The 15,620-nt window shown below is 43.1% G+C and carries 15 protein-coding genes; 14 read left to right on the top strand and 1 reads right to left on the bottom strand.

Features of this window, described 5'->3' with window-relative positions; genetic code table 11:
* Nucleotides 1-35 precede the first annotated feature (35 nt).
* Nucleotides 36-317, top strand: coding sequence for a FadR/GntR family transcriptional regulator (locus tag NPA43_RS15315; protein ID WP_249704586.1), 282 nt, complete (start codon nucleotides 36-38; stop codon nucleotides 315-317).
* Between the two features lie 170 nt (nucleotides 318-487).
* Here the strand turns inward: NPA43_RS15315 and NPA43_RS15310 are convergent, their stop codons facing one another.
* Nucleotides 488-1,930 carry a sigma-54 interaction domain-containing protein gene (locus NPA43_RS15310; RefSeq protein WP_099727937.1) on the bottom strand — a complete coding sequence of 481 codons (1,443 nt, stop codon included), beginning with the start codon at nucleotides 1,928-1,930 and terminating at the stop codon, nucleotides 488-490.
* A 208-nt stretch (nucleotides 1,931-2,138) separates the two neighbouring features.
* Here NPA43_RS15310 and NPA43_RS15305 point away from each other — a divergent pair, with 208 nt between their 5' ends.
* The 13 genes from NPA43_RS15305 (at nucleotide 2,139) to NPA43_RS15245 (ending at nucleotide 15,616) form a co-directional block, all read left to right on the top strand.
* Nucleotides 2,139-3,332 carry an ornithine--oxo-acid transaminase gene (locus tag NPA43_RS15305; protein ID WP_099727936.1) on the top strand — a complete coding sequence of 398 codons (1,194 nt, stop codon included), beginning with the start codon at nucleotides 2,139-2,141 and terminating at the stop codon, nucleotides 3,330-3,332.
* Nucleotides 3,333-3,433: 101 nt separating this feature from the next.
* On the top strand, nucleotides 3,434-4,855 hold the full coding sequence (locus tag NPA43_RS15300; protein WP_256499024.1) for an amino acid permease: 1,422 nt from the start codon (nucleotides 3,434-3,436) through the stop codon (nucleotides 4,853-4,855).
* A gap of 277 nt (nucleotides 4,856-5,132) precedes the next feature.
* On the top strand, nucleotides 5,133-6,170 hold the full coding sequence (locus NPA43_RS15295) for a sugar-binding transcriptional regulator (RefSeq protein WP_249704584.1): 1,038 nt from the start codon (nucleotides 5,133-5,135) through the stop codon (nucleotides 6,168-6,170).
* Nucleotides 6,171-6,201: 31 nt separating this feature from the next.
* The gene (gap, locus tag NPA43_RS15290) at nucleotides 6,202-7,209 is read left to right on the top strand and encodes a type I glyceraldehyde-3-phosphate dehydrogenase (protein WP_012011304.1); all 1,008 of its coding nucleotides are present in this window, start codon (nucleotides 6,202-6,204) and stop codon (nucleotides 7,207-7,209) included.
* 213 nt (nucleotides 7,210-7,422) lie between these two features.
* Entirely contained in the window at nucleotides 7,423-8,607 is a 1,185-nt protein-coding gene (locus NPA43_RS15285) for a phosphoglycerate kinase (protein ID WP_256499023.1), read from the top strand.
* Nucleotides 8,608-8,636: 29 nt separating this feature from the next.
* Nucleotides 8,637-9,398 carry a triose-phosphate isomerase gene (tpiA, locus tag NPA43_RS15280; RefSeq protein WP_017359213.1) on the top strand — a complete coding sequence of 254 codons (762 nt, stop codon included), beginning with the start codon at nucleotides 8,637-8,639 and terminating at the stop codon, nucleotides 9,396-9,398.
* Nucleotides 9,391-10,926: a 2,3-bisphosphoglycerate-independent phosphoglycerate mutase gene (gpmI, locus tag NPA43_RS15275; RefSeq protein WP_256499022.1), complete on the top strand. Its 1,536-nt coding sequence runs from the start codon at nucleotides 9,391-9,393 to the stop codon at nucleotides 10,924-10,926. Before tpiA ends, gpmI begins: the two co-directional genes overlap by 8 nt.
* Nucleotides 10,927-10,956: 30 nt before the next feature.
* Entirely contained in the window at nucleotides 10,957-12,249 is a 1,293-nt protein-coding gene (eno, locus tag NPA43_RS15270; protein ID WP_003212752.1) for a phosphopyruvate hydratase, read from the top strand.
* 256 nt (nucleotides 12,250-12,505) lie between these two features.
* On the top strand, nucleotides 12,506-12,775 hold the full coding sequence (locus NPA43_RS15265; RefSeq protein ID WP_099727932.1) for a hypothetical protein: 270 nt from the start codon (nucleotides 12,506-12,508) through the stop codon (nucleotides 12,773-12,775).
* A gap of 57 nt (nucleotides 12,776-12,832) precedes the next feature.
* The gene (locus tag NPA43_RS15260) at nucleotides 12,833-13,603 is read left to right on the top strand and encodes an ATP-binding cassette domain-containing protein (RefSeq protein ID WP_256499021.1); all 771 of its coding nucleotides are present in this window, start codon (nucleotides 12,833-12,835) and stop codon (nucleotides 13,601-13,603) included.
* The gene (locus tag NPA43_RS15255; RefSeq protein WP_099727930.1) at nucleotides 13,575-14,972 is read left to right on the top strand and encodes a hypothetical protein; all 1,398 of its coding nucleotides are present in this window, start codon (nucleotides 13,575-13,577) and stop codon (nucleotides 14,970-14,972) included. The genes NPA43_RS15260 and NPA43_RS15255 overlap by 29 nt, the downstream gene beginning before the upstream one ends.
* The gene (locus NPA43_RS15250; RefSeq protein WP_099727929.1) at nucleotides 14,969-15,334 is read left to right on the top strand and encodes a hypothetical protein; all 366 of its coding nucleotides are present in this window, start codon (nucleotides 14,969-14,971) and stop codon (nucleotides 15,332-15,334) included. Before NPA43_RS15255 ends, NPA43_RS15250 begins: the two co-directional genes overlap by 4 nt.
* On the top strand, nucleotides 15,335-15,616 hold the full coding sequence (locus NPA43_RS15245) for a hypothetical protein (protein WP_099727928.1): 282 nt from the start codon (nucleotides 15,335-15,337) through the stop codon (nucleotides 15,614-15,616). It begins immediately after the preceding gene.
* Nucleotides 15,617-15,620 lie beyond the last annotated feature (4 nt).

Raw genomic sequence — 15,620 nt, 5'->3', positions numbered from 1 at the left:
ATGTGCTTCTTTTTTGTTGAGAGAAAGGCACGTATGTGAAGCCGTTCGATCCTGATCAGCTCACATTTTGTTTATCTTCCGCATTTTTGATGAAGCAGCATGATATAGCGCAGCTCCTTGAAGTGAGGTCAATCATTGAAACGTGTGTTGTCAAAAAGGCGGTGCTGCTTCGAACTGACGATGACCTCCATTACCTGCGTGATGCTCTCGAACAAATGAAGCTGGCAGAAGCGCATGAAGAAATTGGTGAAGAGGCAGACCTCACATTCCATCTAGCCTTAGCCAAAGCCTCGAAAAATGATTTACTAAAGGCATGAATGAATCAGGTCTCAACATTTCAGCATGATAGAAAGCCCTTGAAGTCTAAAGAGGACGAGTACTGGAGTGGAGCGAATGTGACATTCGTGAGCACCGGCACGCAGGACTGACACAGAATGCGAGGGTTTGTCTACACGCTGAAGCTGTGCCCAATGAGGGCACAGCTCTACTATTGACGAGAAATATGTAGCTTTTTCATTCGATATTGCAGACTTTGCCTGCTCATGCCCAAAATCTTTGCAGTCTGTGAAATATTGTCGTCCATTTTTTCTAAGTAATGGACGATGTATTGTTTTTCAAATCGCTCCATTTGGGTTTGAAAATCAGTCGTATGCTCTGGACTTGTGTAGACAAATGTGTCAGCTGCCGCTGTTTTCTGCAATGGATTTGCCTGCAATTGTGCAGCAGGACGACCTTCCCCATGCTTGAACCTGAAATGATAGGGAAGGTGATGCAAGCTTAAGTATACTTCATCCATCATCATATTCATCCCAGCCTCAATCACATGCTCCAGCTCTCTTACATTCCCTGGCCAATCATAGGCTTGAAAAAGGGCAAGCACCTCTTCGTCAGCCGCCTTCACATTCATTTGAAACAGCTCATTATATTTTTGAATAAAATGACTGACAAACGTAGGAATGTCTTCTTTTCGCTCAGAAAGTGGGGGGATAAATAAGGTGACAATGCCTAATCGATAAAATAAATCTTTTCGCATGCGTCCACCCGCGATCGCATCCACCGGGTCCTCATTCATATTAGCAATAACTCTCACATCAACAGCGATTTCTTTTGTGCTGCCTAACCTTCTCACGCTTTTTTCCTGCAATACGCGCAGTAGTTTCGCCTGAAGAGGAGGGTTTAAGGAGTTGATCTCATCTAAAAGCAGTGTCCCTCCCTGTGCTTGTTCGAATAAACCAGGCTGATCTGTTGCACCTGTAAAAGCACCTTTTTGCGTACCAAAAAGCAGGCTTTCAATGAGGTTATCAGGCAGTGCCGCGCAATTCTGGGTAATAAATGGTCCAGATGAACGGCTGCTGCCGTTATGGATGCTTTGAGCAAATAGTTCTTTTCCTGTCCCTGTTTCGCCAACAATGAGCACATAGGAAGAGGTACGTGTAGCTCGTTTGGCATGCTCAATCACTTCTAGAAATGCCGGGCTTTTTCCAATGATTGAATCAAATGTAAAGCGTGTGTTACCTTTTTGCTTCATATTGTGGTGAATCAGCCGTTCCAGCTTGGTCACATCATTCGAAATTTCAACCGCGCCTTGAATGAGACCGTCTCGAACGAGCGGATAGGTATGGTTAATCGTTGTGATTTCTTTTCCGTTGTAATTATGATACGTCTGTTTAGCATGAACGGTTTGTTTTCCGTTACGGAGCGCTTGGACAAGCGTACTGTGCATTTCGTCTTGAAAGGCGAAGAAGTCGAGTACATTTTTATGGAGAACATCAGAGCGTTTCAAAGATTCAATTTCCATCATTTTTTTATTATAAACAACAGTATTGCCATTCTCGTCAATGGCGTGGACCCCGACATCAATTAGATCGAGCATTTGTTTATACAAATCAATCTCATTTTCCAGCTTTGCGGCATGATGATCTTTTTTCACTTGCGCCACCTCCAGACCTTAACACCATATTACATGAAAAATTTTGCGGTTTCCTCTAAAAAATTGGCATATGCAAAAATATTTTGCGTGAAAAATCTGCTCAAACCTAGTGATGAAGCGATCAGAAAGTTGGCACGATCCTTGCATAACATATGAGTGAAGATGGACCGAGTGAAAAGAAGCAAGCTTATAGAAGGAGGATTATACAATGACACAGACAAATGAATTGATTCAACAAACAGAGCAATACGGTGCTGCGAATTATCATCCACTGCCAATTGTGATTTCAGAGGCTGAGGGAGTATGGGTGACTGACCCTGAAGGCAATCGATACATGGATATGCTGAGTGCGTATTCCGCAGTGAACCAGGGACATCGCCATCCCCGCATTATTGATGCGCTCAAAAAACAGGCAGACCGCGTGACGCTCACCTCGAGGGCTTTTCATAATGATCAGCTTGGTCCTTGGTATGAGAAAATTTGTAAACTGACAAATAAAGACATGGCATTGCCGATGAATACAGGAGCGGAGGCTGTGGAGACGGCTGTAAAAGCAGCGAGACGCTGGGGATATGACATCAAAGGAATCGAAGAAAATCGTGCGGAAATCATTGCTTGTGTCGGAAATTTTCATGGCCGAACGATGACGGCTGTGTCTCTTTCTTCTGAAGCAGAATATCAAAGAGGTTTCGGACCGATGCTTCCGGGAATCAAGCTCATTTCTTACGGAGATATTGAGGCGTTACGTGAAGCCATTACGCCACAAACAGCGGCTTTTCTCATTGAGCCGATTCAAGGAGAAGCGGGCATTGTCATGCCGCCAGAGGGCTTCTTGAAAGAAGCGAAGGCGCTATGTGAAAAGGAAAATGTGTTATTCATTGCAGATGAAATTCAAGTGGGATTAGCGCGGACAGGCAAGATGTTTGCCTGCGACTGGGAAGAAATTGAGCCTGATATGCTGATCCTCGGCAAGGCATTAGGCGGCGGAGTATTTCCGATCTCATGTGTTGTGGCAAACCGCGATATTTTAGGCGTGTTTAATCCCGGGTCTCATGGGTCTACCTTTGGCGGAAATCCTCTTGCGTGTGCGGTGTCGCTTGCTGCACTGGATGTCTTAATCGACGAGAAGCTTGCAGAGCGTTCCATGGAGCTTGGCCAATACTTAAAAGACAAACTGTCACGTATTCAAAGCCCTGTCATTAGGGAAGTACGCGGACGCGGACTATTTATTGGCATGGAGCTGACAGAGGCAGCTAGACCCTATTGTGAGAAACTCAAACAAGCAGGACTGTTATGCAAAGAAACCCATGAGACAGTGATCCGTTTTGCACCGCCGCTTACCATTTCAAAAGAAGATTTAGACTGGGCGATCGGTCATATTGAAGCATTGTTTCAAGCATAAATGTAAAAGGGAGAAGCCTACACATTCTCCCTTTCTCTTTCAACGAGCGGCGAATTTTGTCAAAGGATGATGAATAGAAGAGTGAAAGTGGGGAAGCGGATTTGAAGCAAGATCAGCATAATGAACTAGAGCGTTCCATGAAAAGCAGACATCTCTTTATGATTGCCTTAGGCGGCGTCATCGGTACAGGTCTTTTCCTTGGGTCAGGACTCATTATCCACCAGGCAGGGCCCGGGGGAGCCATTCTTTCGTTTATCATTGGCGGACTGTTAATGTATTTAGTGATGCTGTGTCTTGGTGAATTAGCAGTGGCAATGCCGACAGCCGGGTCCTTTCAAGAGTATGCGACCAAATATATTGGTCCGTCCACAGGCTTTATGATCGGCTGGCTTTATTGGTTTAGCTGGGCGTGTACGATTGGACTTGAGTTTACGTCGGCAGGTATTTTACTCCAAAGGTGGTTCCCAGATATCCCTGTTTGGCTTTGGTGTCTTGCATTTAGTGTGATTTTATTTGCCATTAATGCCATCTCAGCACGCAGCTTCGCTGAAACGGAGTTTTGGTTTTCGGCCATCAAGGTCGCTGCCATCTTACTGTTCATTATCATTGGAATTGGCGCAATTTTCGGAATGATTCATCTGAAGGACGGGGAATCAGCCCCTCTATTTCGTCATTTGACGGATCATGGCGGACTTTTTCCTAATGGTATTTTTGCTATTTTATTAACCATGGTCACGGTCAATTTTTCCTTTCAAGGAACAGAGCTTGTAGGGATCGCAGCAGGAGAGAGTGAAAGCCCTGAAAAAACATTGCCTCGATCTATACGGAATATTATTTGGAGAACGATGGTCTTTTTCGTCTTATCCATTGCGGTTCTTGCCGCACTTCTTCCTTGGCAGACAGCCGGTGCTGTGGACAGTCCGTTTGTTGTAGTGCTGGACAAGGTCGGCATACCATACGCCGCAGATATCATGAATTTTATTATCATCACAGCTGTCTTATCTGTAGCGAACTCTGGATTATATGCATCATCACGTATGCTTTGGGCACTTTCTAAAGATGGAAAAGGCCCTACCTTTACGAAAAAGTTGTCCAGGCGTAAAATTCCGATCAATGCACTATTGGTGACAATGAGCGTATCCGCTCTATCTCTGCTCACAAGTGTTGTGGCACCAAAAACGGTGTATGTCTGGCTCATTTCGATTTCTGGTATGGTCCTTGTTGTTGTCTGGATGTCCATTTGTTTATCTCAGTATTTCTTTAGAAGACACTTCGTAAAAACGGGCGGAGATGTAAAGGATCTCGTCTTTCGTACACCGTTATATCCATTTGTGCCATTGGCAGGCTTTATCGCATTTGGCATCGTCCTCATCAGTTTATTCTTTATTGAGGATCAGCGAATTGGTCTTTATTGCGGTGTTCCATTCATGGCCGTTTGCTACATCATTTATTATCTCAAAATCAAACCGAAGGAAGATGCAAAACGGTTTGCCGAAGAGGAAAGGCCGATATCTAAAACATAAGCAGGCTGACGCATCAGCCTGCACCTTTTTAATGACAAATTCATTATATATAAAAGAAAAATAAATATTTGCATAGCAAGAACCTTGATGACAAGCAGGTTATCGGTGAAAATGTGTCTATTTTTTGTCTAAATGTGTTTGTAAGAGTTGAAAATGCAAGATGACCCTGTTAAAATAATTAAAGAAAGCAGGGATTGATTTTTTTTGGCTGTGGCGGGACGTTTTTTGTCACAGTGGGACGTTTTGAGTCCAACGTGAAAAGAAAGGGTCGTTAGCCATGAATCGTTTATTGGAAGCTCAAAAAAAATTATTGCCAGATCTTCTCACAGTTATGCAAAAACGCTACGACATTTTGCAGTACATCAGGTTAGCTGAACCAATTGGCCGCAGAAGCCTTGCGACGAGTCTTGGGCTCAGTGAGCGCATCTTAAGGGCTGAAGTTCAGTTCTTAAAAGAACAAAACCTGCTGGATGTCAAAACGAGCGGTATGATGCTGACGAGTGAGGGTCATGCTTTGCTAGACATGCTTGAAGGAATGATGAAGGACGTTTTAGGTTTAACCTTTTTGGAAAATACATTAAAGAGAAAGTTAGGCCTAGAAGAAGTGATCATCGTTTCTGGTGACAGTGACGATTCCCCGTGGGTGAAGCAAGAAATGGGAAGAGCTGCTGTCCAATGTATGAAAAAAAGGTTTACAGGAAATAATATCGTCGCCGTCACTGGCGGAACGACGATGGAAGCCGTTGCCGAAATGATGACCCCAGATGCCAAAAATCGCGACATGATGTTTGTCCCTGCGAGAGGCGGTCTTGGGGAAAATGTGAAAAATCAGGCAAACACCATTTGTGCCCACATGGCTGAAAAAGCTTCCGGTACTTACAAACTGCTGTTTGTTCCAGGACAGCTGTCAGAAGGTGCTTACTCTTCGATTATCGAAGAGCCATCAGTCAAAGAAGTGCTTCAAACGATTAAATCATCTACGATGCTCATTCATGGAATCGGTGAAGCAAAAACAATGGCGATGAGACGAAACACACCAGCTGAAGATTTAAAAAAGATTGATGAGCATGACGCAGTGACCGAGGCCTTTGGCTATTACTTTAATCGTGATGGTGAGGTCGTCCACAAAGTGCACTCCGTCGGCATGCAGCTAGATGATTTAGAAAGCATTCCACACATCATTGCTGTTGCAGGTGGATCATCAAAGGCAGGGGCCATTGAAGCTTATTTCAAAAAACCCCGCCGAACGGTTCTCGTCACAGACGAAGGAGCCGCAAAAGAGTTATTAAGGGAGTCAATTGATCCCTCAATATAAAACATTGTGACCTATAAAAGGAGGAAACATCATGGCAGTAAAAGTCGGTATTAACGGATTTGGACGTATTGGACGTAACGTATTTCGTGCAGCATTAAACAATCCTGAAGTTGAGGTAGTAGCGGTTAACGATCTAACAGACGCTAACATGCTTGCACACCTTTTACAATATGACTCTGTTCACGGAAAACTAGATGCAGAAGTTTCTGTAGACGGTACAAACTTAGTAGTGAACGGTAAAACAATCGAAGTATCAGCTGAGCGTGACCCTGCAAAATTAAGCTGGGGTAAACAAGGCGTAGAAATCGTTGTTGAATCTACTGGGTTCTTCACTAAGCGTGCAGACGCTGCAAAACACTTAGAAGCTGGCGCTAAAAAAGTCATCATCTCTGCTCCTGCTAACGAAGAAGATATCACAATCGTTATGGGTGTAAACGAAGACAAATACGATGCAGCTAGCCACGATGTCATCTCTAATGCATCTTGTACGACTAACTGCTTAGCTCCATTTGCAAAAGTACTTAACGATAAATTTGGTATTAAACGCGGTATGATGACAACTGTTCACTCATACACAAATGACCAGCAAATTCTTGATCTTCCGCACAAAGACTACCGTCGTGCTCGTGCAGCTGCGGAAAACATCATCCCAACTTCTACAGGTGCTGCGAAAGCCGTTTCACTTGTATTGCCTGAACTAAAAGGCAAATTAAACGGTGGCGCAATGCGTGTTCCAACACCTAACGTTTCTTTAGTTGACCTTGTGGCTGAATTAAACCAAGATGTAACAGCTGAAGACGTAAATGCAGCACTTAAAGAAGCAGCTGAAGGAGAACTTAACGGAATCCTTGGCTACAGCGAAGAGCCATTAGTATCTGGTGACTACAATGGTAATGCAAACTCTTCTACAATTGATGCTCTTTCTACAATGGTCATGGAAGGCAGCATGGTGAAAGTCATCTCTTGGTACGATAACGAGAGTGGATATTCTCACCGCGTAGTTGACCTTGCAGCTTACATTGCAAAACAAGGTCTTTAATTTCTGACGCTGAAGGAACTCACTTGGTTCTTTCCTAGAGACACGATATAATGAAGACGGACAAGGGAAGGGGAAGCATCCCTTTCCCTTTTTCTCTTCTTTTATCCGTTCTGCACGATTTCTCGTTTTGATGAGGGCAAAATGGGAAAAGGATAAAGAGAGACTTGTCCAATGCGTAAGGAAACCAGAATAAAGGAGGATCTCCTGACGAGCATGAATAAAAAATCAGTAAAAGACATTGACGTAAAAGGTAAAGTTGTGTTCTGCCGCGTAGATTTTAACGTTCCAATGAAAGACGGAAAAGTGACGGATGATACTCGTATTCGCGCAGCATTACCAACGATTGAGTATTTAACAGGACAAGGCGCAAAGGTACTGCTAGCTAGTCATTTGGGTCGTCCGAAGGGTCAAGTTACTGAAGAACTGCGTCTGACACCTGTGGCTAAGCGTCTGCAAGAGCTTCTTGGACAAGAAGTGAAAAAAGCGGATGAAGCTTACGGAGACAACGTGAAAAAGCAAATCTCTGACTTAAAAGAAGGAGACGTGCTAGTGCTTGAAAACGTTCGTTTCTATCCTGGTGAAGAAAAGAACGATCCTGAACTATCAAAAGCATTTGCTGATTTAGCCGATGTGTATGTCAATGATGCGTTCGGTGCTGCACACCGTGCACATGCATCCACTGCTGGTATTGCAGCATATCTTCCGGCTGTTTCGGGCTTCCTCATGCAAAAAGAGCTTGAGGTTCTAGGAAAAGCCATTTCAAACCCTGATCGCCCATTTACAGCGATTATTGGTGGCGCAAAAGTAAAGGATAAAATCGGTGTCATTGAAAGTCTTCTTGATAAAGTGGACAACCTCATCATCGGCGGCGGACTTGCTTACACATTTGTGAAAGCACTAGGCCACGAAGTAGGAAAATCTTTATTAGAAGAAGACAAAGTCGATTTAGCGAAATCCTTTATGGACCGTGCAAAAGAAAAAGGCGTGAACTTCCTGATTCCAACAGATGTTCTGGTAGCCGACGACTTTTCAAATGATGCGAATACAAGCATTGTGCCAATCTCTGAAATTCCAAGTGATCTAGAAGCACTTGATATTGGAACAGAGACAAGAGAGAAGTACGCTGATGTTATTAAAAACAGCAAACTTGTTGTTTGGAACGGACCAATGGGTGTATTTGAAATCGATGCATTCGCCAAAGGAACAAAAGCAATCGCAGAAGCACTGGCAGAAGCAAAAGATACATATTCTGTCATTGGCGGTGGAGACTCAGCAGCAGCTGTTGAGAAATTTGGTCTTGCCGATCAGATGAGCCATATTTCGACAGGCGGCGGCGCTTCACTTGAGTTCATGGAAGGCAAAGAGCTTCTAGGTGTTACTGCATTAAACGATAAATAAGACAAAACTGCTATAAGGAAGTGTCAATCATGAGAAAACCAATTATAGCTGGGAACTGGAAAATGAACAAAACACTTGGCGAAGCGGTTAGCTTCGTTGAAGAAGTCAAGTCATCTATTCCATCTCCTGACAAAGTGGAATCCATTGTCTGTGCGCCAGCACTTTTCCTAGAAAAGCTAAACAGCCTTTCAAACGGAACAGACCTTAAAATTGGTGCGCAAAATATGCACTTTGAAGAAAATGGTGCATTCACTGGTGAAATCAGCCCTGCTGCTCTAAAAGATCTTGGCATCGGCTACTCAGTGATTGGACATTCAGAGCGCCGCGAATTCTTCGCTGAAACAGATGAAACAGTGAACAAAAAAGCACATGCAGCATTTAAGCATGGCATTGTTCCAATTATCTGTGTAGGTGAAACGCTTGAAGAGCGTGAAGCAGGCAAAACAAATGAACTTGTCGCTGATCAAGTGAAGAAAGCACTAGCTGGTTTAACGAAGCAGCAAGTGGCTGAATCTGTGATTGCGTATGAGCCAATTTGGGCCATCGGTACAGGGAAATCTTCTACAGCGAAAGATGCAAACGATGTTTGTGCACACATCCGCCAAACCGTTGCAAGCGAATTTGGTCAAGAAGCGGCAGACAGCCTTCGCATTCAATATGGCGGAAGCGTGAAGCCGGCGAACATTAAAGAATATATGGCAGAATCCGATATTGACGGTGCTTTGGTTGGTGGCGCAAGCCTAGAACCTCAGTCTTTCGTTCAATTATTGGAGGAAGGTCAATATGAGTAAGAAACCAGCTGCATTAATCATCTTAGACGGGTTCGGTTTAAGAGGCGAAACAGTGGGAAACGCTGTTGCACAAGCAAAGAAACCGAACTTTGACCGCTACTGGAACGAATTCCCGCATCAAACCTTAACGGCATCAGGTGAGGCAGTGGGTCTCCCGCAAGGTCAAATGGGAAACTCTGAAGTTGGGCATTTGAACATCGGTGCAGGACGCATTGTGTATCAAAGCTTAACAAGAGTGAATGTTGCCATTCGTGATGGGGAATTTGAGAAAAACGAAACGTTCATAGAGGCAATGACATATGCAAAAGAGAATGACAAGGCCCTTCATTTATTTGGTCTATTGTCAGATGGCGGAGTGCACAGTCACATCCAGCATCTATTTGCCCTGCTGAAACTAGCGAAAAAAGAAGGCTTAACAAAAGTATACATTCATGGCTTCTTGGACGGACGTGATGTTGGTCAGAAGACAGCCAAAGTGTACTTAAAACAGCTTGAAGAACAAATTAAAGAAATTGGTGTCGGTGAAATTGCAACACTTTCTGGACGCTACTACTCAATGGACCGTGACAAACGCTGGGATCGTGTGGAAAAAGCGTATCGCGCGATGGCGTATGGTGAAGGCCCAAGTTATCAAAACATTTATGATGTCGTTGATGACTCATATGAAAATGGAATCTACGATGAATTCGTTATTCCATCTGTCATAACAACAGAAAATGGTGAACCTGTTGCAAAAGTAAACGACGGCGACTCTGTGATTTTCTATAACTTCCGTCCAGACCGTGCGATCCAAATTTCGAACACTTTCACAAATGAAGATTTCCGCTCGTTTGACCGCGGAGAAGCACATCCGAAGCATTTACACTTCGTCTGCTTCACACACTTCAGTGAAACAGTTGATGGCTATGTGGCCTTCAAACCAGTGAATTTGGATAACACAGTAGGAGAAGTGATTTCTCAAAATGGATTGAAACAGCTGCGGATTGCTGAAACAGAGAAATATCCTCATGTCACGTTCTTTATGAGTGGTGGACGTGAAGAAGAATTTCCTGGTGAAGACCGCATCTTGATCAATTCACCAAATGTGGCAACCTATGACCTAAAGCCGGAAATGAGCGCTTACGAAGTGAAGGATGCACTTGTTGAAGACATCAATGCCGACAAGCATGATGCGATCATTCTGAACTTTGCTAACCCGGATATGGTTGGTCATTCAGGAATGCTCGAGCCAACAATTAAAGCAATTGAAGCAGTAGATGAGTGCTTAGGAGCTGTAGTCGACGCAATCCTAGCTAAAGGCGGACATGCCATCATCACGGCAGACCACGGTAACGCAGACGTGCTGATTACCGAAGAAGGAAAACCGCATACTGCACATACGACAAACCCTGTTCCAGTCATCGTAACGAAAAAAGGTGCGACGCTTAGAGAAGGCGGCATTTTAGCTGATCTATCTCCAACGCTTTTAGACTTACTTGGTCTTGAAAAACCAAAAGAGATGACAGGAACATCATTGATTCAAAAATAACAAAATTGATTCAAAAGGAGCGAAATAATCATGCCATACATTGTTGACGTATATGCACGCGAAGTATTAGACTCTCGCGGTAATCCAACAGTTGAAGTAGAAGTTTACACAGAATCTGGCGGCTTTGGCCGTGCATTAGTTCCAAGTGGTGCTTCTACTGGTGAATATGAAGCAGTAGAACTACGTGACGGAGATAAAGACCGTTACCTTGGAAAAGGTGTTCTGACAGCTGTAAACAACGTAAACGAAATCATTGCACCAGAGCTTTTAGGCTTTGATGTAACAGAACAAGTAGCGATTGACAAAATGTTAATCGAACTTGATGGAACAGAAAACAAAGGGAAATTAGGCGCAAACGCAATTCTTGGCGTATCTATCGCTGTAGCACGTGCGGCTGCTGATTTCTTACAAATTCCACTTTACCAATACCTTGGTGGATTCAACTCCAAAACGCTTCCAGTGCCAATGATGAACATCGTCAATGGCGGAGAGCATGCGGATAACAACGTAGACATTCAAGAATTCATGATTATGCCTGTAGGTGCGCCGAACTTCCGTGAAGCACTTCGTATGGGCGCACAAATCTTCCATAGCCTGAAATCTGTATTAAGCGCAAAAGGCTTAAACACAGCTGTAGGTGACGAAGGTGGATTCGCTCCAAACCTTGGTTCTAACGAAGAAGCACTTCAAACAATCGTAGAAGCGATTGAAAAAGCTGGCTTCAAACCAGGTGAAGAAGTGAAACTTGCAATGGATGCTGCATCTTCTGAGTTCTATAACAAAGAAGACGGTAAATATCATTTATCAGGCGAAGGTGTTGTAAAAACATCTGCTGAAATGGTTGACTGGTATGAAGATATGGTATCGAAATACCCAATCATCTCAATCGAAGACGGCCTTGATGAAAACGACTGGGAAGGTCATAAACTATTAACTGAGCGCCTTGGCAGCAAGGTTCAGCTAGTAGGAGACGACTTATTCGTAACAAATACGAAGAAACTTTCTGAAGGTATCAAAAATGGTGTCGGTAACTCAATCCTGATCAAAGTAAACCAAATCGGTACATTGACTGAAACATTTGATGCAATCGAAATGGCAAAACGTGCAGGATACACAGCTGTCATCTCTCACCGTTCTGGTGAAACAGAAGACAGCACAATTGCGGACATCGCAGTTGCAACAAACGCTGGACAAATCAAAACAGGTGCTCCGTCTCGTACGGACCGTGTGGCGAAATACAACCAATTACTTCGCATCGAAGATCAATTGGCTGAAACAGCACAATACCACGGCATTGCAACTTTCTATAACTTGAATAAGTAATGTCAGCAATGCGCTGCGTACCGCTCTTTTATGAGAGCGGGCGCAGCGTTTTTTTGTGTTGACTGAGATGTGTCAGCTGTTTCATTTGTCACATCCTATTTCTGTAAAAACTCATCCTTCAGTCAGAGGATAAGCCACCAGCACACCATTTTATAAGCACTAAATCATGAAAAATCGACTAAAAATATGAGCTGAAATGAACTTATGCTTTCTGTAGGGTGGTGGTATCATTTTACATATATTAGGGGGTGATGAGATGCTGAATCCTTTTAGCCTTCGTTTTCCAGTAGGGCTGTATATGTATGTACTTCATCTATTGGCGGCCTATGATGAAAGGAAGCAACGAATTCTGACTTCTAAGAACGTACAGAAAAATGCATTTTGGATTTATGTCCTTGCCGCTATTTTAGGCATTGTGACAGTTGCAGCATTGATTTGGGCATGCAAAACATTTGGGAAAGGCTCTAAATTTTTAGGAGAGTTTAAGTTTTTAGGCATGTACATTAAAATCCAATGCGGTTTCTAAATAGGTGATGAGAACAGATGCAAAGTCATCTGTTCTATTTGAAACAAACGGAGGGACATGATGCTGACATTACAATTAAAAGAAAAAACGTATAGCCGCACCTTCTCTCTCCGCAATATTCAGATGAATGTGGAGAAAGGACGCATGATGCTTCTTTTAGGGCATAATGGTGCAGGAAAGACAACGATGATCCAATCCATGTTTGGGCTGACGCCATTTACAGGGCACGTATCCTTAAATGGTGAACAGCTCAACTTCCAATCCTCAGCTCACATATCCCTTTTGAAAGAACATGTTTCCTATATTCCAGACGACCATGCTTTGTTCGATTATTTAACGCCGAGAGAATATTTTCATTTACTTCAGCTGCCAAATAAGCAAGATGTCGCGCGAGACGAGACATTCATCGATCTTTTTGAGCTGAGTCCGTATATGGATCAGCCAATTGCTCAGCTGTCTCATGGCAATCAAAAGAAAACTCAGATCATTTCACAGCTCCTCAGGCCTTGTGATTATTATGTGTTCGACGAGCCAACGAATGGACTTGATCCAGATATGATGATCACCTTAAGAAAGGTGCTCATGAAGCTGAGAGATCAAGGTGCCGGTATCCTCATTTCAACCCATCATTTGAGCTTTGGTGAGACATTGTATGATCACCTCATGATCTTAAGAAACGGTGACATAAAACTGGATATGTCTCGTCAAGAAGCAAGACAGACATTTCCTCATCAGGCACTTGAGGAGATATACAAAGAAGTGAATCGTGATTACTATATGCAGGTGGAGAGGTTGCTCAATGATTTGGACTCAACGCGTTCTTCATAAAATAGAATGGGGTATGCTGACTACGAAAGTAAAGCAGCTCGGCAAAAAATATCCTTTGCAGCTTCTCGCAGCAGCTGCTTTTTTCTTGCTGATGTATGCTATGTACGTCGTCATGAGCCTGCGCTTTTTCATGCAGACAGAGGATAGCGAGCCAACTGCTTTATACCTCCAGTTTATCAAAATGTCACTCTTGCTTTTGTGTGCAGGAATTGTCTTTTCCCGTAATAAAATGAAGCGTCAGGAATACCAATTTTTCTTTCTAAATAGTGCAATTCAAAGTGTGTCATTTGTCCTGTGTGTATATTTCTTTCCGGTGCTGTTTTGCTTCATTATCCTTGGCCTTCTTTTTTTACCAATCGTGTTAGGGCTTTTCATTAGCGGTGTTACACTCTCTATGTATTGGATCATTGTTGTATGTGTCACTTGCTGTGTAATGGCGCTGTATGTGCTCGTTTCTTGGATGCTGATGCGAATTGGTGTGAGCCACTTCATATCCAAAACAAAAGAGCATTTGCTACTGCAAACGATCGGATTTGTGATACTAAGTGCTTTGATGTTTCTTCTTTTTCAAAAAGCGGTTGAGATGATCCATGTATGGCGGTCTGTCTATCTGGTGTTTGAGCTGATCTTACTATGCGCGGGATGGCTTTGGCTGAAGGGTTTATCGGCTTGTTATGTCAATCGGATGTTTTTGCAGCTGAAAGTAGAAGTGAAGTCGTTTTCTTACCAAAAAATCAGAACACATTCTTCATTTCTGACTCATCTGCGGCAGGAATTTGTTTATTTCAGCCGATCAGCTGTTTTTAAAGAACAGGGCATTTTGTTTCTGTTTCTTGTTTGCTTGACGGTGGGGCTGCCATTTGTTTTTTCTCCGGCAGAAACTGGCTGGCTGTATGCCTTTATTGTGCAGTTTGCGTTAAAAGAGATCTTGATCATGCTTCCGCTGATGATTGGCAGGGAATATCATATGAATCATCGAGCCATCTTTATGTTGAATACATCAAAGGGCGCTTATTTATTGTCGAGAATTTTATTTTATTACGCGATCAATTTGCTCATATATTTTGTGTATATTGGGCTTGCTTATTTGGTGACGGGTATTGAAAGTGAAGGTCACGTTTTGGCGAGTCTGTCCATTTTATTGATCACCGTCATGGCGGCATGTGCAGGGTTTGTAGTGAAAATTAATGATTTTAATAAAATGTTTGTGATCCTGATGATGATTGCTGTGTTCAGTTTCTTAGATATGCTTTTATTAGAGTGGCTTTCATCCGATCCACAGCTTCTTGCAACTGCCTATATGATTGGTTCCCTTACATTTTTCAGCTGTATATATGCTGCCATGTTAAAAAGGCCAATCTTGCGATGATAGAGCTTTTGATTAGTTTGATAGCGGTTGTGCTCATTCATGAACTCGGTCATATGCTGATGGTCATGGTGTGTAACAAAATCGAACAAAGACCGCTCTTTGATTATGTGGTGATGATCGATTGGAAGCACGTGTCGATCGTGCATGAAAAATTTGCCCGGCCGAGCTTCAATGTGATGGTGGCACTTGCAGGTCCACTTTTTCCGGTGATCTGCTCTGGTGTGCTTTTTTTCATGTGGAAGCATCCATTGAGTCATCAATTGCTGCTTTTTTCTTTACTGAACACTGTGATGCTGCATCCAGCCTGCCCAGACGGGAAAAATATCACAGCCAGCTTAAAAGAGATGAAAGGAGAGAAATAGATGATCAAAGTATTTCATTCTTTTTCTAGTGGCTTAACACTCGCGATGCTTTATGTATTCGCTGTGTTTATGACCCCAGTATTTTTATTGCTGCTAGAGGTCAATCATGTTGAATCAAGTCCGACTGTGTTTGGCATGCCATTTTATATCATGAAAATCGAAAAGTATCAATTCAGCTCAGAGGCGACCCTCTTTGGATGCGCGGTCTGCTTTCTAGCTGGCGCCGTGCTCTACTTCTTGATTCAATATGTGATTCATGTCGTAAAAAAGCGCAGATCATAAAAAA

It is taken from the genome of Bacillus pumilus (genome assembly GCF_024498355.1).
GTDB classification, from domain to species: Bacteria; Bacillota; Bacilli; order Bacillales; family Bacillaceae; genus Bacillus; species Bacillus pumilus_P.
Note: the sequence above shows the minus strand (reverse complement) of the source record. Positions and strands in the feature narration are given on the sequence as shown.